The organism is Pseudomonas multiresinivorans, from assembly GCF_012971725.1.
In the GTDB taxonomy this organism is placed as follows: Bacteria; Pseudomonadota; Gammaproteobacteria; order Pseudomonadales; family Pseudomonadaceae; genus Pseudomonas; species Pseudomonas multiresinivorans.
In genome coordinates, this window is sequence record NZ_CP048833.1 from 1,577,988 (window position 1) to 1,595,841 (window position 17,854).

Below are 17,854 nucleotides of genomic sequence, written 5' to 3' on the forward strand. Positions count from 1 at the left end.
GGTGGTAGCGGACCGTCCGAGCGGACCGTACAGGGTGGACTGCGGTTTTTTTCGCTGCGTTCAGGTTTATTGGCCGACGTTGGTCGGGAGTTCGACGCAGACGCCCAAGCCCGCACCTTCCAGGCCTTCGTGCAGGGAAATACGCCCGTGGTGGATTTCCACGATGCGCTTGACGATGGGCAGCCCCAGCCCGCTGCCGTGGCTGCTGGCAACGTTCGGGCTGCGGTAGAAGCGGGTGAAGATCGCCGCCTGTTCGGCGGGTGCCACGCCGGGGCCGTTGTCGCGCACCCACAATGTCACCTGGCGATCGTCGGTCTCCAGAGTGACGGCAACGCGGCCGCCTTCAGGGGTGTAGCGCAGGGCGTTGCCGACGAGGTTGGTGAGCATCAGCCCCAGCCATGCGGCGACGCCTTTCAGGGTCGCACTCTGGCTATCGAGGGTCAGTTCGATCTGCTTGTCGATAGCCTGCGGCGCGAGATCAGCGATGGTGTCTTCGGCCAGCAGGCGCAGGTCAACCGGGGCGAATATCTCGTGGAGCTCTTCGGCGTCGAGCCTTGCCAGCAGGAGTATCTGTTCCATCAGCGCACTGATCCGCTCGACACTGCGGCTGACCTGCTGGAGACCATGGGCGTGGGCGGCCGGGTCGGAGGAGCGCAGCGCCACCTGGGCGTGGGTTCGCAAGCTGGCCAATGGCGTGCGGATTTCGTGGGCGGCATCGCTGGTCAGCCGGCGTTCGGCCTCCATCGCCGAGTTCAGGCGCTCCAGCAGCAGGTTCAGTTCGTTGACCAGGCTGTGCACTTCCACCGGCGCCCGGCTCAGCGCCAGCGGGTGCAGGCTGTGGGCGCTGCGTTGGTGCACCTGCTCGATCAGGCTGCGCAGTGGCGCAAGGCCCTGGCGCACGCCGAACCACACCAGGACAGCAAACAGCGGCAGAGCCAGCAGCAGCGGGAAGAGGGCACTGAAGAGCAGCAGGTGCAGGGTCTTGTGGCGGTAATGCAGGTCTTCGAAGACCCAGATGCGAACTTCATCGGTACCTGAGGTGGCCATCTGCAGCACGCGCCAGTTAACCCCGCCGCTGAGCAGGTCAGAGAACCCCGGAGGCTGGGCCTCGATGCCCTTGGGCGGTTTGTGGATGGCCAGCAGCGGTTGGCCGCGGTACCAGATGGCATAACCGAGCGTGGCTTCGCGGCGTATCAGCGGCAGCCCTTCGATGGCTTTGCGGCTGCGCGCGAGGATTTCCATGGCGTCGCTGGATTGCGGGTCGATGGCGTCGGCGATGTCTACCAGGCTCAGGGCGGCCTGGCCGAAGTCGATCATGTCCTGGTCGTAGAGACGGTTCACCTGCTCGCGCGTCAGGTGGTAGGTGAACAGGCCGGCCACCAGCCAGAGCAGCGAGACGCCACCGATCAGCATCAGTAGCAGGCGGCGGCTGATGGAGCCGGCGCGGCGCACGGTGCCGCTCAAGATTGCGTCGCGCTGTCGGGGCGGTCGATGCCGTAGCCGATACCGCGCACGGTGCGGATCAGGCTGTTGCCCAGCTTGCGCCGCAGGTGATGGATGTGGACTTCGATGGCGTTGCTTTCCAGATCGCCGTCCCAGCCGTAGAGCGCTTCCACCAGTCGCGCACGGGACAGCACCTTGCCGCGTTGCTCCAACAGGAGGCGTAGCAGTGCATATTCGCGCGGAGCCAGGTCCACCGGTGCACCCGCCAGGCTGACCTGGTGGGTGGCCGGGTCCAGTGAGAGCTCACCATGTTTCAGCAGCGGCGCGGCGCGCCCGGTATGGCGGCGGGTGAGGGCGCGGACGCGGGCGAGCAGCTCGTCGAGGTCGAAGGGTTTGGTCAGATAGTCGTCGGCGCCGGCGTCCAGGCCTGCGACGCGATCGGCCACCTTGTCGCGGGCGGTGAGGATCAGGACCGGCGTCAGATCGCCGCGCCGGCGCAGGCTGCGCAGCACCTCCAGGCCGTCCTTGCGCGGCAGGCCGAGGTCGAGCACCAGCAGGTCGAACTCGTCGGTTTCCAGGGCCTGTTCGGCGGCGACACCGTCGTTCACCCAGTCCACAGTGTCGCCTTCCAGCCCCAGCCCCGCGCGAATGCCATCGCCCAGCAACTGGTCGTCTTCCGCTAACAGGATTCTCATCTTCGCTCCCTTATCGCGCAGCGCCGCGGCGGCCATCCCGAGCAGGATAGCCGCCGCGGCGGGTTTGCGGCAGAGGGTGGCAGCGCTCGCTTAACGTGAAGTTAAGGGGCGAACCAGCAGGAGCGTGCTTGCACGCGAAAATCCGTCGGCCGTGTCGGCGTCAGGCGGTTCGCGAGCAAGCTCGCTCCTACGAAAAGCATGTGGCTCCTGATGTGGATAGAACCTACGTTCTTGCGCGGGTCACGCGGTCGACCAGGTAAACCACGCCGCGATAGTCGATGCCGCCATGGGCGGACAGGCCGATCTCGCAGGTGCGGCTGGTGGAGACGCCTTCCTCGCAGTACTGCACCGCGTCCTTGAGCGTGCGCAGCGAGTGGGCGTTGAGCTCGGGCGTAGTGAAGCCCTTGTCACCGGCGAAGCCACAGCAGTGGATGCCCTCGGGAATCACCACTTCGCGGGTGCAGCGTTTCACCAGATCGATCAGCGCCTGGCTTTCGCCCAGGTGCTGGGTGCTGCAGGTGACATGCACGGCCACCGGCTTGTCCTGCGGCTGGAAGTCCAGGCGCCCGACCAGGTGGGTGCGGATGAACTTCACCGGGTCGTAGATCTTCAGTCGGTCATCGGCCAGCTCCTGCACCAGGCGCAGGGTGCAGGGGCTGGTGTCGCAGTAGATCGGGTCGAGGCCGCCACGGCTGGCGCGCAGCAGTTCGGCGAGCAGTTCGTCGCGCTTGGCGTCGGCTTGGCTCTTGTAGCCCTTGGAGGCGAAAGGCTGGCCGCAGCAGAGGTTGTCGGCGTTGTCCGGGAAGACCACCTGATAGCCGGCTTTCTCCAGCAACTGACGGGTCTTGTCGATCAGCGGCATCTGCTCCTCGTCCGCCGCCGCCGGACCCATGGCACGGGACACGCAGGCGGTCAGGTAGACCACGCGTGGGCGGCTGTCATCGACTGTGCGCGGCGACGGTGCGAGGCGCACCGGCTGCGGCATTGCTGGCGTCCACTGCGGTACACGGCCCTTGCTGGCGTGGCTGATGGAGGCACTGAGGCGGGCCAGGCGAGGCGCACCGAGCAGCATGCGCGCACCGTTGGTCGCATGCAGCATGAACTTCGCGCCCTTCATGGCGGTTGAGAAGTTGCGCGCCAGCCAGGTGGCGGTGCCGGCGTGATGCGCTTCTTCGCCACGCAACTTCTTGATCAGCTCGCCGGTGTTGATGTTCACCGGGCAGCGCTGGGCGCACAGGCCGGTGGCGGCGCAGGTGTCGATGCCCTGGTACTGGTAGTCGCGCTCCAGTTCGGTGGTGTCGATGCCGGCGCGGCGCTTGGCCTGGATGTCGCGCCACATGACAATGCGCTGGCGCGGGCTCAGGGTCAGCCCCTTGGACGGGCAGACCGGCTCGCAGAAGCCGCATTCGATGCACTTGTCGACGATCTCGTCGGCGGCGGGCAGGGGCTTGAGGTTCTTCAGGTGCAGCTGCGGGTCGTCGGTCAGCACCACGCCGGGGTTGAGGATGCCGGTCGGGTCGAGCAGGCGCTTCAACTGCCACATCAGCTGGTAGGCGTCGTGGCCCCATTCCAACTCGACGAAGGGCGCCATGTTGCGCCCGGTGCCGTGTTCGGCCTTGAGCGAGCCGCCGTACTCCACGGCGACCAGGTGCGCGACGTCGTCCATGAAGGCCGAGTAGCGCGCGATCTGTTCCGGCGATTCGAAACCCTGGGTGAAGACGAAGTGCAGGTTCCCTTCCAGCGCGTGGCCGAACAGGATGGCTTCGTCGTAGCCGTGCTTGTCGAACAGCGCGATCAGGCGGTTCACGCCCTCGGCGAGCTGTTCGACGGGGAAGGTGACGTCCTCGATGATCACCGTGGTGCCAGTCTCACGTACTGCGCCGACGGCCGGGAAGGTGTCCTTGCGAATGCGCCAGAGCTGGTTGTAGACCACCGGGTCTTCGCTGAAATCGACCTGTTTTTCTACCGGGTAATCGGTGAGGGAGGCGCTGATCTGCGTGAGTTGTTCGTGCAGCAGCGATTGGGTCGCCGCGCGGGATTCGATGAGCAGTGCGCAGGCGCCTTCAGACAAGCTCTTCACCCACGCCGGCATGCCCAGCATGTTCTCCACCGAGCGCAGGCTGCGGCGGTCTAGCAGTTCCACGGCGGAGACCGGCTGCTGCTTGAGCACGGTCACGGCCTTGCAGCAGGCCTCCACGTCGGGGAAGACGATCAGCGCGCTGGCCTTGTGTGGGTGGTCCGGCACGGTGTCGTAGGTCACCGCACTGATGAAGCCCAGTGTGCCTTCGGAGCCGACCATCAGGTGGGTGAGGATATCCAGCGGCTCGTCGTAATCCACCAGCGCATTCAGGGACAGCCCGGTGGTGTTCTTCAGCCGGTACTTGTGGCGGATCTTCGCGGCCAGCTCGGTGTTGGCGCGGGTCTGCCGGCCCAGTTCGGCGAGTTGCTCGAGCAGCGCGCCGTGGCTTTCGCGGAAGGCGGCGATGCTTCCGGGCAACTCGCTGTCCAGCAGGGTGCCATCGGCCAGCAGCAGGCGCATGCCGGCAAGCGTGTGATAGCTGTTCTGCGCGGTGCCGCAGCACATGCCGCTGGCATTGTTGGCGACGATGCCGCCGATCTTGCAGGCGTTGATCGAAGCTGGGTCCGGGCCGATCTTGCGGCCGAAAGGTGCCAGCCAGGCGTTGGCCTGGGCGCCGATGACGCCAGGCTGCAGGCGTATCTGCGTACCGCCTTCGCGAATGTCGCGGCCGTTCCAGTTGTCGCCCAGCACCAGCAGCACCGAGTCGCTCACGGCCTGGCCGGAGAGGCTGGTGCCAGCGGCGCGGAAGGTCACTGCGACCTGATGGGCGTGGGCGGATTTGAGCAGCGTGGCGACTTCATCCTCGCTCTCGACGCGGATCACCAGCTTGGGGATCAGCCGATAGAAGCTGGCATCGGTACCGAAGGCCAGGGTCGAGAGCGGGTCGTCGAAGCGGCGTTCGCGGGGGATCAGGTGTTCTACCGTGTCGAGGAAGGCGGCGGGGAGGCTCATGGCGGCTCCATTCATCATCGGTGAGCGTGGGCCGCTGGACGGCCCATCGGTGTTCTTTTGGATTCGAACGCACCAAGGTGTGCGTTCACTTGTAGGAGCGAGCTTGCTCGCGAACCGGGTGGGCACGGGGCTGGCAGGTTCGCGAGCAAGCTCGCTCCTACAGGAAAAGCTGTTATCGACCGAATTCGCGCACCAGCGAATCACGGCTGATGTCGCCGATGGACTTGGTGCCGGTCAGCACCATGGCCACGCGCATTTCCCTTTCGAACAGGTCCAGCAAATTCTTCACGCCGGCTTCGCCGTGGGTGGCCAGGGCATAGAGGAAGGCACGGCCGATGAGCACCGTGTCGGCGCCCAGGGCGATCATGCGCACCACGTCCAGGCCGTTGCGGATGCCGGAGTCGGCGAGGATCTTCAGGTCGCCCTTCACGGCGTCGGCGATTGCCGGCAGGGCGCGAGCGCTGGAGAGCACGCCGTCGAGTTGGCGCCCTCCGTGGTTGGAGACGACGATGCCGTCGGCGCCGAATTTCACAGCGTCCCTGGCGTCCTCCGGGTCGAGGATGCCCTTGATGATCATCGGGCCGTCCCAGAATTCACGAATCCACTCCAGGTCCTTCCAGGAAATCGACGGGTCGAAGTTGGCGCCCAGCCAGCCGATGTAGTCGGCAAGGCCGGTGGGGTTGCCGCGGTACTTGGAGATGTTGCCCAGGTCGTGGGGCTTGCCCAGCAGGCCGACGTCCAGCGCCCACGCCGGATGGGTCATGGCCTGCCAGACACGGCGCAGTGGCGCGTTCGGCCCGCTCATGCCGGAGTGGGCGTCGCGGTAGCGGGCGCCGGGCACAGGCATGTCGACGGTGAACACCAGCGTCTTCACGCCGGCCGCCTTGGCACGCTCCAGGGCGTTGCGCATGAAGCCGCGATCCTTGAGCACATACAACTGGAACCACATGGGCCGGTCGATGGCCGGGGCGACTTCCTCGATGGGGCAGACCGACACCGTGGACAGGGTGAAGGGAATGCCTTTCGCGGCGGCTGCACGGGCTGCCTGTACTTCTCCGCGCCGGGCGTACATGCCGGTGAGGCCGACGGGAGCCAGGGCGATGGGCATGCTCAACGTCTCGTCGAACAGCTTCGTCTCAAGGCTCAGTTCGGACATGTTCTTCAGCACGCGCTGGCGCAGGGCGATGTTGGCCAGGTCGTCGACGTTGTTGCGCAGGGTGCGCTCGGCGTAGGCGCCGCCGTCGGCGTAGTGGAAGAGGAACGGTGGCAGCTTGCGTTGGGCTGCGGCGCGGTAGTCGGTAGAGGCAGAGATGATCATGGGCGTCTCATCGTAGAGGGGCTTGTCGAGGCCGCCGTGCTGGCGTTGGTGACCTCGAAAGACCTTAGCTGCTTTGTACGGATCTCCGCGCCGAAGCGCGGAGCCGAGTTTGCCTTAGTGCACGAGCATGCCGGTGAAGATGTAGGCCTGCGCGAGGGTGATCAGACCCACCATGGCGGCGAACATCAGGCTGTGCTTGAGCGTGAAGCGGAACAGGTCGGACTCCTTGCCGACCATGCCGGTGGCGGCGCAGGCCACGGCGATGGACTGCGGGGAGATCATCTTGCCGGTCACGCCACCGCTGGTGTTGGCTGCGACCAGAAGGGTGTCGTTGACGCCGATCTGGTGTGCGGTGGTGGCCTGCAGGGAGCTGAACAGCGCGTTGGAGGACGTGTCCGAACCGGTGGGAATACGCCCAGCCAGCCGAGGAACGGCGAGAAGAACGGGAACGCTGCGCCGGTGCCGGCCAGGACCAGCGCCAGGGTGGTGGACATGCCCGAGTAGTTGGTGACGAAGGCGAAGGCCAGCACCATGCCAATGGAAAGAATCGGCCACTTCAGCTCAAGCAGGGTCTCCTTGAAGGTGGTCAGACCAGTTTTAGCGGTGATCCGCAGAACAAGCATCGAGATCACGGCGGAGAGGAAGATCGCGGTGCCGGTGGCGGAGATCGGGTCCAACTTGAACACGGCGGCAATCGGCGTCGGGTTGGCGACGATGGGGGCGGTCTTCACCACCAGCTGGTCCAGGTGCGGGATGGAGAAGTTGAACACCAGGCTGTACAGCGCGCCGCCCGGCGCGAACAGCGCCTTGAACGGCTTCAGGGTCCAGAGGGTGACCAGTACGGTCAGCACCAGGAAGGGCGACCAGGCCTTGAGGATTTCGCCGAAGCTGTAGGGCGACGGTTCGGCACTGCGAGCGCCGTTGCCGTTGCCCATGACCGCCGCGCCACCTGCGGTGGCGACCACTGCACGCTCGCTCGCCGGCTGCCAGACCTTGAGGAACAGGGTCAGGGAAATCAGGCTGACCAGCGCGGAGGTGATGTCCGGCAGCTCCGGGCCGATGAAGTTGGAGGTGAAGTACTGGGTGATGGCGAAGCTGCCGCCGGCGACCAGCGCGGCCGGCCAGGTTTCCTTCACGCCCTTGAAACCGTCCATCATGAACACCAGCCAGAACGGCACGAGGATCGACAGGAACGGCAGTTGGCGGCCGGTCATGGCGCCGATCTTGAAGGCGTCGATACCGGTGACCTGGCCGGCCACGATGATCGGGATGCCCAGGGCGCCGAAGGCCACCGGCGCAGTGTTGGCGATCAGGCACAGGCCGGCGGCGTACAGCGGGTTGAAGCCCAGGCCGACGAGCAGGGCGGCAGTGATTGCCACCGGCGCGCCGAAGCCCGCCGCGCCTTCAAGGAAGGCGCCGAAGGAGAAGCCGATCAGCAGCACCTGCAGGCGCTGGTCGCCGGTGATCGACAGCACCGAGCTGCGGATCACCTCGAACTGGCCGCTTTTGACCGTGAGTTTGTAAAGGAATACCGCCGCGACGATGATCCAGGCGATCGGCCACAGGCCGTAGGCGAAGCCATAGCCGGCGGCAGCAAAGGCCATATCGGCGGGCATGCCGAAGGCGGCGATGGCGATGATGATCGAGAGGGCGAGGGTGATGCTGCCGGCGACGTGGCCCTTGAGGCGGAACACGGCGAGGGCGAGGAAGAAGAACACGATCGGGATGACGGCGACCAGCGCGGACAGGCCGAGGCTGCCGAGCGGGGTATAGATCTGCTGCCAGGTTTGCATCTGTGTTGGCTCCCTAATTGTTTTTGGGTGGAGGGCCTGGTTGCCGGTCGGGCGATTCCGGTGCGCTTGTGGCGCGTGGGCAGACGGTCGACTGATCGCGGCTTATGTTTTTGTGAACCTGTTGTCGTGCAATCCGACTTTCGGTAAATTGGTAAGACCAATTTACAAAGGCGAGCGCTCAGGGTAAAAGCCCTGCTGGCGGCGTGTCAATTTGCTGCTCTGCGACTTTTGTCGAGGGCGCTCGGGAACGTGCGCTGGTCTTGTTGCCGGCGGCGCCACTGGGTAGGCTGCCGCGCGCTATGCAGAGCACGCCTGGAGCGCGGCGCAGAGTGAGAGAGCGAGGGAGTTCACGAAGATGAGTTTTGGTCAGGTCAAGCAGCGCCGTTTGTCGGACGACATCGTCGAGCGGCTGGAAGCGATGATCCTCGAGGGCACTCTCAAGGCCGGCGAGCGCTTGCCCGCCGAGCGCGTGCTGGCCGAGCAGTTCGGTGTGTCGCGGCCCTCACTGCGCGAGGCGATCCAGAAGCTTGGCGCCAAGGGCCTGCTGGTCAGCCGCCAGGGTGGGGGCAACTATGTCAGCGAGGGGTTGGGCTCGATGTTCAGCGATCCCCTGCTGCACCTGCTGGAAAGCAACCCGGAGGCGCAGCGCGATCTGCTGGAGTTCCGGCATACCCTCGAAGGCTCCTGCGCCTATTACGCAGCGCAGCGCGCGACCGAGGTGGACCATCAGCGCCTGAAGCAGGCGTTCGATGCCTTGCAGGATTGCTACCAGCGTGTTGGAAAGGTGAGCCGTGCGGAAGAAGGCGCGGCGGACGCAGCCTTCCACCTGGCCATCGCCGAGGCCAGCCACAACGCTGTGCTGCTGCACACCATCCGCGGGCTGTTCGACCTGCTCAAGCGCAACGTGGTGACCAACATCGGCGGGATGTACGCGCAACGCGACGAAACCCGCGAGCAGCTGATGCGCCAGCACCGCGAGTTGTACGAGGCGATTATCGGCGGGCACGCGGAAGCGGCGCGGGAGATTTCCCAGCGACACATCGACTACGTGCAGGAAGTGCTGGCCGAGGTGCAGGCGAAAGAGTTGCGTCTGCAGCGGGCGCAGCGTCGCCAGGGCGCGGTGGACGCCTGATCCGCAACACGCCCTCGCAGGAGGGCGCGTGGGGGCTCAGTCGTCCTTGCCGTGACGAATGGCGCGCTGGATCTCCCGGTCGGAGTCGCGCTCCTTCTCGGTGCCGCGCTTGTCGTACTCTTTCTTGCCCTTGGCCAGTGCGATCTCGCACTTGATCAGGTGCTTCTTCCAGTACATCGACAGTGCGACGCAGGCGTAGCCTTTCTGCTGCACGGCACCGAACAGCTTGCCCAGCTCGCGCTTGTGCAGCAGCAGCTTGCGCGTGCGCACCGGGTCGGCGATGACGTGAGTGCTGGCAGTGGTCAGCGGCGTGATGTGGCTGCCCAGCAGCCAGGCCTCGCCATCCTTGAGCAGCACGTAGCTGTCCACCAGCTGCGCCTTGCCGGCGCGCAGGCTTTTCACTTCCCAGCCGGCCAGGGCGACGCCAGCCTCGAAGCGCTGCTCGATGAAGTAGTCGTGCAGAGCCTTCTTGTTCTGCGCGATGGTCCCCGAAGGGTGTTTCTTCTGTTTAGCCATAGGCCGCGCATTATAGGGAGTCACTCGCCGCGCCGCTATCGGGACAGCATGCGACGGCATGCAAGCTTGAGGGTGCGTGGCTAATCTCGGAGAATGCGCGCTGTTTTTTTGATCAGAGGGCGATGCTGTCCGGTCAGATGTCGGTCAGATGCCCCACAACACAAAGCGAGAAATCTATGAGCACGCATATCCAGCGTTCGGCCCTGCTGCCCTATCCGGCGAAGGCGCTGTACGACCTGGTCAACGATGTGGCGCGCTACCCGGAGTTCCTGCCCTGGTGTTCGGCTTCCACCGTGCTTGCGGAAAGCGATACCGCCATGCGCGCCGAGCTGACCGTGGCCAAGGGCAGCATTACCCAGCGCTTCACCACCCGTAACGTGCTGGTACCGGGGCAGAGCATCGAGATGAACCTCGAGGAGGGGCCGTTCACCCAGCTGCATGGCGTATGGACCTTCAAGGCGCTGGGCGACAAGGCCTGCAAGATTTCCCTGGATCTGACCTTCGACTACGCCGGAGCGCTGGTGAAAGCCACGCTCGGCCCGCTATTCACCCAGGCAGCGAACACCATGGTCGACGCCTTCTGCCAGCGTGCCAAGCAACTGCATGGTTGAATCCGCGAGCATCGCTATCGAGGTGGTCTACGCCTTGCCGGAAAAGCAGATGCTGCTGCGCCTGAGTGTTCCCCGTGGTACTCGGATGCGCGAGGCGGTGGCGCTGTCGGGTATTTCCGCTCATTTTCCCGATCTGGATGTGCAGAGCTGTCCGCTGGGCATCTTCGGCAAGGTGGTGGCCAGGCCCGACGAGCGTGTGCTGGAGGAGGGGGAGCGGGTGGAAATCTATCGCCCGCTGATCGCCGATCCCAAGGAAGTGCGCAAGCAGCGCGCGGCGAGAGCCAGGGCGGCGCGCGGTTGAATCTCCGGTAATAAAATCACAGGCAACAAAAAGCCCGGCATTGGCCGGGCTTTTTCGTTGGCGCGAATCCCTTACTGCGGATTCTTGTCCAGCGGTTCCGGAGTCGGGATCGGTACGGTTTCCACCTGATCGACTTCCTTCTGGATCTGCTCTTCCACGGAGCCGGGCTTGGCCGGTTGCTCCTTGGGTTGCTCGGGCTGCTGCTGAGGCGCTTCCGGGGCCAGTGGCGGGGTGACGCCGTCCTTGCCGAGGATCGACTCATCACGGCTGACGCCGGGCATGAAGTCGCCGTTGAGGCCGACCAGCTGGTCGTTCTGGCCGAAATACAGGCTCATCCGCTCCTGCTGGCGCTGACCGCCGCCGGGCTGGATGCTGTACAGGTAATCCCAGCGATTGGGGTGGAAAGTATCCACGATCAACGGGTTGCCCATGATAAACCGCACTTGGCGTCGGGTCATTCCGGGCTTCAACTGGTCTATCATATCCTGCGTTACAACGTTGCCCTGCTGGATATCGATCTTGTAGACCCCCGGGAACGAGCAACCGGCGAGTGCGGCGAGTCCCAGCCCGAAAGCGAGACTGGTCAGCATGAGCTTGGCGTTTTGCATCAAGGGGTGACTTCCACTATCTTGGCTGAGCGACGAAATCCCGATCATACCTGTATTGAGGGGTGCTGCGAAGCATTCCGCGGCGAGAAAGCACACATGGTTGAAAATAGCGAACTGCGCAAAGCCGGACTCAAGGTCACGCTGCCGCGCGTCAAGATCCTCCAGATGCTCGACTCCGCCGAGCAGCGCCACATGAGCGCAGAGGATGTTTACAAAGCGCTGATGGAGGCGGGTGAAGACGTCGGTCTGGCCACCGTCTACCGCGTCCTGACCCAGTTCGAAGCCGCCGGCCTGGTGGTGCGCCACAACTTCGACGGCGGCCATGCCGTCTTCGAGCTGGCCGATAGCGGTCACCATGACCACATGGTCTGCGTCGATACCGGCGAAGTCATCGAGTTCATGGACTCGGAAATCGAGAAACGCCAGAAGGAGATCGTCAAGGAGCGCGGCTTCGAGCTCGTCGATCACAACCTGGTGCTCTACGTGCGCAAGAAGAAGTAAGCGTACGCAGATGCAGGAACGGCGACCCTCGGGTCGCCGTTTTCGTTTATGCGGTTCTTTTGTAGGAGCGAGCTTGCTCGCGAACAAGTTTCCCGGTTGCCTCAGTGCCAAGCGGTTCGCGAGCAAGCTCGCTCCTACAAAGAGGACCAAGGTGCTTGGGAATGATCAGCCTTGTACGGCGGAGTCCACCATCTTGCGTGCGTGGGCCAGGGATTCCTTGGTCAGGTCGACGCCGCCGAGCATGCGGGCGACTTCCTCGATGCGTTCGGCCTTCTTCAGGTTGGCCACGGCGGTACGGGTTTCGCTGGTGTCGCGGTCCTTGTGCACGAACAGGTGCTGGTGGCCCTGGGCCGCTACCTGCGGCAGGTGGGTGACGGTCAGCACCTGGCCGCGATCACCGAGGCGGCGCAACAGCTGGCCGACCACTTCGGCGGTAGGGCCGCCGATGCCGACGTCCACTTCGTCGAAGACCAGCGTGGGGATGCGCGAGGTCTGGGCGGTGATCACCTGGATCGCCAGGCTGATGCGCGACAATTCGCCGCCCGAAGCGACCTTGGCCAGGCCTTTCATCGGCTGGCCGGGGTTGGCGCTGACCAGGAACTCCAGTTGCTCCAGGCCATTCATCTGCGGCTCGTCGGAGGCGGCGTCGCGCAACTCGATGGCGAAACGGCCGCCGGGCATGCCCAGGCGCTGTATTTCAACTTCCACGGCCTTGGCCAGTTTCGGGGCTGCGCCGCGGCGAATCTGGCTGAGCTCGTCGGCCTTCTCCTGATAGTGGCGGGCGTAGGCGGCGAGTTCGTCGCCCAGGCGTTCCACGGCCTCGTCGTCGGCGTTCAGTGCCTCCAGTTCGTCCAGCAGGCGCTGCTGCAGGTCCTGTAGTTCGTGGGGCTGCACACGGTGCTTGCGCGCGAGGCTATAGATGGCGTCCATGCGCTCTTCCAGTTGCTGCAGGCGCAGAGGGTCGGCGTCGAAGTGGTCGACGAAGCGATTCAGTTCGCCGATGGCTTCCTCTACCTGGATTTGAGCACTGGACAGCAGGTTCACCGCCTCGCTCAGCGCGGCCGGCTGGCTCTGGAAGGCGGTGAGGCGGTTGAGACTGGAGGTCAGCGCGGAGAGGACATTGCCAGCGTCGTTTTCGCTGCACAGTTCAACCACCTGGCGGCAGGCGGCGATCAGGCTGCCGGCGTTGCTCTGGGTCTTGTGTTCGGCTTCCAGCGTCTCCAGTTCGTTGTCACCCAGGCCGAGATTCTCCAGCTCTTCCAGCTGATAGCTGAGCAACTGGTGACGAGCACGCTGTTCGTCGCCATTGCGCGAGAGGCGGTCCAGCTCCTGGCGAGTCTGCTTCCAGCGCTGCGCGGCGAGGTGGACCTGGCGGGCGAGGTCCTGGCTGCCGGCGTATTCATCGAGCAGGCGGCGGTGAGTATCGGCCTTGAGTAACGACTGGTGCTCATGCTGGCTGTGGATGTCGATAAGCAGCTCACCCAGGTGCTTGAGGTCGCCCAGCGGGCAGGGGCTGCCATTGATATAGGCGCGCGAGCGGCCTTCGGCGGTGATGACTCGGCGCAGGATGCAAGGTCCGTCGTGCTCCAGGTCGCGCTCGGCCAGCCAGTCGCGGGCTTCGGCAATCGCGCTGACATCGAAACTGGCGAGAATGTCTGCCTTGTCGGAGCCGGGGCGCACCACGCCGCTGTCGGCGCGGTCGCCGAGGGCGAGGCCGAGGGCGTCGAGCATGATCGACTTGCCGGCGCCCGTCTCGCCGGTGATCACGGTCATGCCGGCGGCGAGCTCGAGATCGAGGTGCTCGACGATGGCGTAATTGTGAACGGACAGATGAACCAGCATGGGCGGCGGCTCCGCAGATAGGTCTGTTTATTTATACAGTATTTTTTGCGGCTGGCAATTCTCCCTCGTCGCCTGCTGGCTGGTCCTTGAGGTCAAAGCCCTTGAAGTAAAAAAAACGCACCCCATATACACGGCAGAGCCGCGGACCATTGGGTTCGCCTTGTTTTCAAAGGCTTATTTTCTTTTTAGGAGAGTGGCATGTCTGACGAACAACAGACTCAGGATTCCCAGTTCAACGAGCAGCCCGAAGCCGGCGCTACCGGGGACCTGAACGCCCGCGTGCTGGAACTGGAAGAACAGGTAGCCGCGGCGAAGGATCAGAGCCTGCGCGCCGTTGCTGAACTGCAGAACGTCCGCCGCCGTGCCGAACAGGACGTGGAAAAGGCGCACAAGTTCGCCCTGGAGAAATTCGCCGGCGACCTGCTGCCGATCGTCGATACCCTCGAGCGCGCGCTGGAGATGTCGAACCCGGAAGACGAGGCGATCAAACCGATGCGCGAAGGCATCGAGCTGACGCTGAAGATGTTCCACGACACGCTGGTGCGCTACCACCTCGAGCCGGTCGACCCGCACGGCGAGCCGTTCAACCCTGAGCACCACCAGGCCATGGCCATGGAAGAGAGCATCCGCCTCGAGCCGGGCAGCGTGGTCAAGGTGTTCCAGAAGGGTTATCTGCTCAACGGTCGCTTGCTGCGTCCGGCCATGGTCGTGGTCAGCAAGGCACCGGAACAAACTCCGCCTTCGATCGACGAGAAGGCTTGAAATCCACCACCCGGTCCCCATCTGGGTAATCAACCGAGCCAAAGACCCGCAACAGGGTCAGCGCGGAATCTAATTTCTGGAGAGTGAAATATGGGCAAAATCATTGGTATCGACCTGGGGACCACCAACTCCTGTGTGTCCATCCTGGAGAACGGTAACGTCAAGGTCATCGAGAACGCCGAAGGCGCTCGTACCACCCCGTCGATCATCGGCTACGCCAACGACGGCGAAATCCTGGTAGGTCAGCCGGCCAAGCGCCAGGCTGTGACCAACCCGACCAACACCCTGTACGCCGTCAAGCGCCTGATCGGCCGTCGTTTCGAAGAAGACGTCGTACAGAAAGACATCAAGATGGTCCCGTACAAGATCGTCAAGGCTGACAACGGCGACGCGTGGGTCGAGGCCAAGGGCCAGAAGATGGCTCCGCCGCAGGTCTCCGCTGAAGTCCTGAAGAAGATGAAGAAGACCGCCGAGGATTACCTGGGCGAGCCGGTCACCGAAGCGGTCATCACCGTTCCGGCCTACTTCAACGACAGCCAGCGTCAGGCCACCAAGGACGCCGGCCGCATCGCCGGCCTGGACGTCAAGCGCATCATCAACGAGCCGACCGCGGCCGCGCTGGCCTACGGCCTGGACAAGGCCAAGGGTGACCACACCATCATCGTCTACGACCTGGGCGGCGGTACCTTCGACGTTTCCGTGATCGAGATCGCGGAAGTCGACGGCGAGCACCAGTTCGAAGTACTGGCCACCAACGGTGACACCTTCCTCGGTGGTGAAGACTTCGACCTGCGCCTGATCGACTACCTCGTCGAGGAATTCAAGAAAGAATCCGGCATGGACCTCAAGGGCGACCCGCTGGCCATGCAGCGCCTGAAGGAAGCTGCCGAGAAGGCCAAGATCGAGCTGTCCTCGACCCAGCAGACCGACGTCAACCTGCCGTACGTCACCGCTGACGCCTCCGGCCCGAAACACCTGAACGTCAAGGTTTCCCGCGCCAAGCTGGAATCCCTGGTGGAAGACCTGGTCACCCGCACCATCGAGCCGTGCCGCGTTGCGCTGAAAGACGCAGGCCTGGACGTGTCGAAGATCGACGAAGTGATCCTGGTCGGCGGCCAGACCCGCATGCCGCTGGTGCAGAAGACCGTTGCCGAGTTCTTCGGCAAGGAAGCGCGCAAGGACGTCAACCCGGACGAAGCCGTTGCCATGGGTGCTGCGATTCAGGGCGCCGTGCTGGCCGGCGACGTGAAGGACGTGCTGCTGCTCGACGTCACCCCGCTGACCCTGGGTATCGAAACCCTCGGTGGCGTGATGACCGCGCTGATCGACAAGAACACCACCATCCCGACCAAGAAGTCGCAGGTGTTCTCCACTGCCGATGACAACCAGGGCGCCGTGACCATCCATGTTCTGCAGGGCGAGCGCAAGCAGGCCGGGCAGAACAAGTCGCTGGGCAAGTTCGACCTGGCCGACATCCCGCCGGCTCCGCGCGGCGTGCCGCAGATCGAAGTGACCTTCGATATCGACGCCAACGGCATCCTGCATGTCGGCGCGAAGGACAAGGCCACCGGCAAGCAGCAGTCCATCGTGATCAAGGCTTCCTCCGGTCTGTCCGAGGACGAGATCCAGCAGATGGTCCGCGACGCCGAGGCGAATGCCGAGGAAGACCGCAAGTTCGAGGAACTGGCCGCTGCCCGCAACCAGGGTGACGCGCTGGTCCATGCGACTCGCAAGATGGTCACCGAGGCCGGCGACAAGGCCACTGCCGAGGAGAAGGCTGCCATCGAGAAGGCTCTCGGCGAGCTGGAAGTTGCCGTGAAGGGCGACGACAAGGCCGAGATCGAAGCGAAGATGAATGCGCTGTCCCAGGCATCCACCCCGCTGGCGCAGAAGATGTACGCCGAACAGCCGCAGCCGGGCGCTGCCGCTCAGGGCGAGGCCGCTGACGACAAGGCTGGCGACGATGTCGTCGACGCCGAGTTCGAAGAGGTCAAGGAGAACAAGTAAGCCGCGTGCTTGCTTCCGCTCCGGCGCACCGACCAGCGTGTCGGTGCGCATGAAACGTCACGCGGGGGCTTGCTCCCGCGTTGGCGTGTCTGGGGGAACGGTTTTCAGAGTGCAGGAAAGTTATGGCCAAACGTGATTTTTACGAGGTACTGGGTGTCGAGCGCGGCGCCAGCGAAGCGGACCTGAAAAAGGCCTATCGCCGGCTCGCCATGAAGTTCCACCCGGACCGCAATCCCGGCGACAAGGAGGCCGAGGATAAATTCAAGGAGGCCAACGAGGCGTACGAGGTCCTGTCCGACGCCAGCAAGCGCGCGGCTTACGATCAGTACGGCCATGCCGGTGTCGACCCGCAGATGGGTGGCGGCGGTGCGGGCTTTGGTGGGGCGAGCTTCTCGGACATCTTCGGTGATGTCTTCAGCGACTTCTTCGGTGGCGCTGGCGGCCGCGGTGGTTCCCGTGGCGGCCCGGCCCGTGGCGCCGACTTGCGCTATACCCTCGATCTGGACCTGGAAGACGCGGTTCGCGGCACTACCGTGACCATCCGCGTTCCGACCCTGGTCGGCTGCAAGACTTGTAGCGGCAGCGGCGCCAAGCCCGGCACCACGCCGGTCACCTGTACCACTTGCGGTGGTATCGGCCAGGTGCGCATGCAGCAGGGCTTCTTCTCGGTGCAGCAGACCTGCCCGCGCTGCCATGGCAGCGGCAAGATGATCACCGACCCTTGTGGCTCCTGCCACGGCCAGGGTCGTGTGGAAGAGCACAAGACCCTGTCGGTGAAAGTCCCGGCTGGTGTCGATACCGGTGATCGCATCCGCCTGACCGGCGAAGGCGAGGCCGGCGCCCATGGTGGTCCGGCGGGCGACCTGTACGTGGTGGTGAACGTGCGCGAGCACGACATCTTCCAGCGCGACGGCAAGCACCTGTACTGTGAAGTACCGATCAGCTTTGCCGATGCTGCCCTGGGTGGCGAGCTGGAAGTGCCGACCCTGGATGGTCGCGTGAAGCTGAAGATTCCCGAAGGCACCCAGACCGGCAAGCTGTTCCGTCTGCGCGGCAAGGGCGTTGCCCCGGTGCGCGGCGGCGGTGCCGGCGACCTGATGTGTCGCGTGGTGGTGGAGACGCCGGTGCAGCTGGACAAGCGTCAGCGCGAGCTGCTCGAAGAGTTCCGTGGCACCCTGCAGGGCAACTCTTCCAACTCGCCCAAGGCCAGTGGCTGGTTCGAGGGCATGAAGCGCTTCTTCGACGATCTATGATGCAGGGCCCCGGCGGTGCGAATCGCCCGGGGCCTTTTTAG

General features: G+C 64.5%; 14 protein-coding genes and 1 pseudogene. 7 read left to right on the forward strand and 8 right to left on the reverse strand.

All coding sequences use genetic code 11. The annotated features are described in order from the left end of the window. Nucleotides 1-66: 66 nt before the first annotated feature. The 5 genes and pseudogenes from G4G71_RS07205 to G4G71_RS07225 all read right to left on the reverse strand — a co-directional run bounded on the left by G4G71_RS07205 (nt 67) and on the right by G4G71_RS07225 (nt 8,280). Nucleotides 67-1,413: a sensor histidine kinase gene (locus tag G4G71_RS07205; protein ID WP_169942540.1), complete on the reverse strand. Its 1,347-nt coding sequence runs from the start codon at nt 1,411-1,413 to the stop codon at nt 67-69. Between the two features lie 47 nt (nt 1,414-1,460). Next, entirely contained in the window at nt 1,461-2,138 is a 678-nt protein-coding gene (locus G4G71_RS07210) for a response regulator (RefSeq protein ID WP_169936489.1), read from the reverse strand. 223 nt (nt 2,139-2,361) lie between these two features. Next, a complete protein-coding gene (locus tag G4G71_RS07215; RefSeq protein WP_169936491.1) occupies nt 2,362-5,169 on the reverse strand; it encodes an FAD-binding and (Fe-S)-binding domain-containing protein in 2,808 nt (935 codons plus the stop codon). A 172-nt stretch (nt 5,170-5,341) separates the two neighbouring features. Continuing rightward, nucleotides 5,342-6,487: an FMN-dependent L-lactate dehydrogenase LldD gene (lldD, locus tag G4G71_RS07220; RefSeq protein ID WP_169936493.1), complete on the reverse strand. Its 1,146-nt coding sequence runs from the start codon at nt 6,485-6,487 to the stop codon at nt 5,342-5,344. A 114-nt stretch (nt 6,488-6,601) separates the two neighbouring features. After that, a pseudogene (locus G4G71_RS07225) lies at nt 6,602-8,280 on the reverse strand (lactate permease LctP family transporter). A 355-nt stretch (nt 8,281-8,635) separates the two neighbouring features. Between G4G71_RS07225 and G4G71_RS07230 the strand changes: the two are divergent. Next, nucleotides 8,636-9,412 (forward strand): FCD domain-containing protein, encoded by a 777-nt coding sequence (locus G4G71_RS07230; protein ID WP_045216708.1) that lies wholly within the window; start codon nt 8,636-8,638, stop codon nt 9,410-9,412. A 36-nt stretch (nt 9,413-9,448) separates the two neighbouring features. Here the strand turns inward: G4G71_RS07230 and smpB are convergent, their stop codons facing one another. Continuing rightward, complete coding sequence (smpB, locus tag G4G71_RS07235) at nt 9,449-9,928, reverse strand: SsrA-binding protein SmpB (protein ID WP_017518965.1); 480 nt, start codon at nt 9,926-9,928, stop codon at nt 9,449-9,451. A 176-nt stretch (nt 9,929-10,104) separates the two neighbouring features. On the opposite strand from smpB, the gene G4G71_RS07240 reads away from it, so the two are divergent. Both G4G71_RS07240 and G4G71_RS07245 read left to right on the forward strand, forming a co-directional pair. Continuing rightward, on the forward strand, nt 10,105-10,539 hold the full coding sequence (locus tag G4G71_RS07240) for a type II toxin-antitoxin system RatA family toxin (protein WP_024765305.1): 435 nt from the start codon (nt 10,105-10,107) through the stop codon (nt 10,537-10,539). Further along, a complete protein-coding gene (locus G4G71_RS07245; RefSeq protein ID WP_169936495.1) occupies nt 10,532-10,840 on the forward strand; it encodes an RnfH family protein in 309 nt (102 codons plus the stop codon). The genes G4G71_RS07240 and G4G71_RS07245 overlap by 8 nt, the downstream gene beginning before the upstream one ends. A 71-nt stretch (nt 10,841-10,911) precedes the next feature. Here the strand turns inward: G4G71_RS07245 and G4G71_RS07250 are convergent, their stop codons facing one another. Then, nucleotides 10,912-11,448, reverse strand: a complete 537-nt coding sequence (locus G4G71_RS07250; RefSeq protein ID WP_024765307.1) for an outer membrane protein assembly factor BamE — start codon at nt 11,446-11,448, stop codon at nt 10,912-10,914. Between the two features lie 96 nt (nt 11,449-11,544). On the opposite strand from G4G71_RS07250, the gene fur reads away from it, so the two are divergent. Then, nucleotides 11,545-11,949, forward strand: coding sequence for a ferric iron uptake transcriptional regulator (gene fur / locus G4G71_RS07255; RefSeq protein WP_009613072.1), 405 nt, complete (start codon nt 11,545-11,547; stop codon nt 11,947-11,949). A gap of 165 nt (nt 11,950-12,114) precedes the next feature. Here the strand turns inward: fur and recN are convergent, their stop codons facing one another. Further along, on the reverse strand, nt 12,115-13,791 hold the full coding sequence (gene recN / locus G4G71_RS07260; protein WP_169936497.1) for a DNA repair protein RecN: 1,677 nt from the start codon (nt 13,789-13,791) through the stop codon (nt 12,115-12,117). A gap of 198 nt (nt 13,792-13,989) precedes the next feature. Between recN and grpE the strand changes: the two genes are divergently transcribed. The 3 genes from grpE (at nt 13,990) to dnaJ (ending at nt 17,813) form a co-directional block, all read left to right on the forward strand. Further along, a complete protein-coding gene (gene grpE, locus G4G71_RS07265; RefSeq protein ID WP_169936499.1) occupies nt 13,990-14,553 on the forward strand; it encodes a nucleotide exchange factor GrpE in 564 nt (187 codons plus the stop codon). A 90-nt stretch (nt 14,554-14,643) separates the two neighbouring features. Then, the gene (gene dnaK, locus G4G71_RS07270) at nt 14,644-16,560 is read left to right on the forward strand and encodes a molecular chaperone DnaK (RefSeq protein ID WP_045216722.1); all 1,917 of its coding nucleotides are present in this window, start codon (nt 14,644-14,646) and stop codon (nt 16,558-16,560) included. Nucleotides 16,561-16,682: 122 nt separating this feature from the next. Then, entirely contained in the window at nt 16,683-17,813 is a 1,131-nt protein-coding gene (gene dnaJ / locus G4G71_RS07275) for a molecular chaperone DnaJ (RefSeq protein WP_045216723.1), read from the forward strand. Nucleotides 17,814-17,854 lie beyond the last annotated feature (41 nt).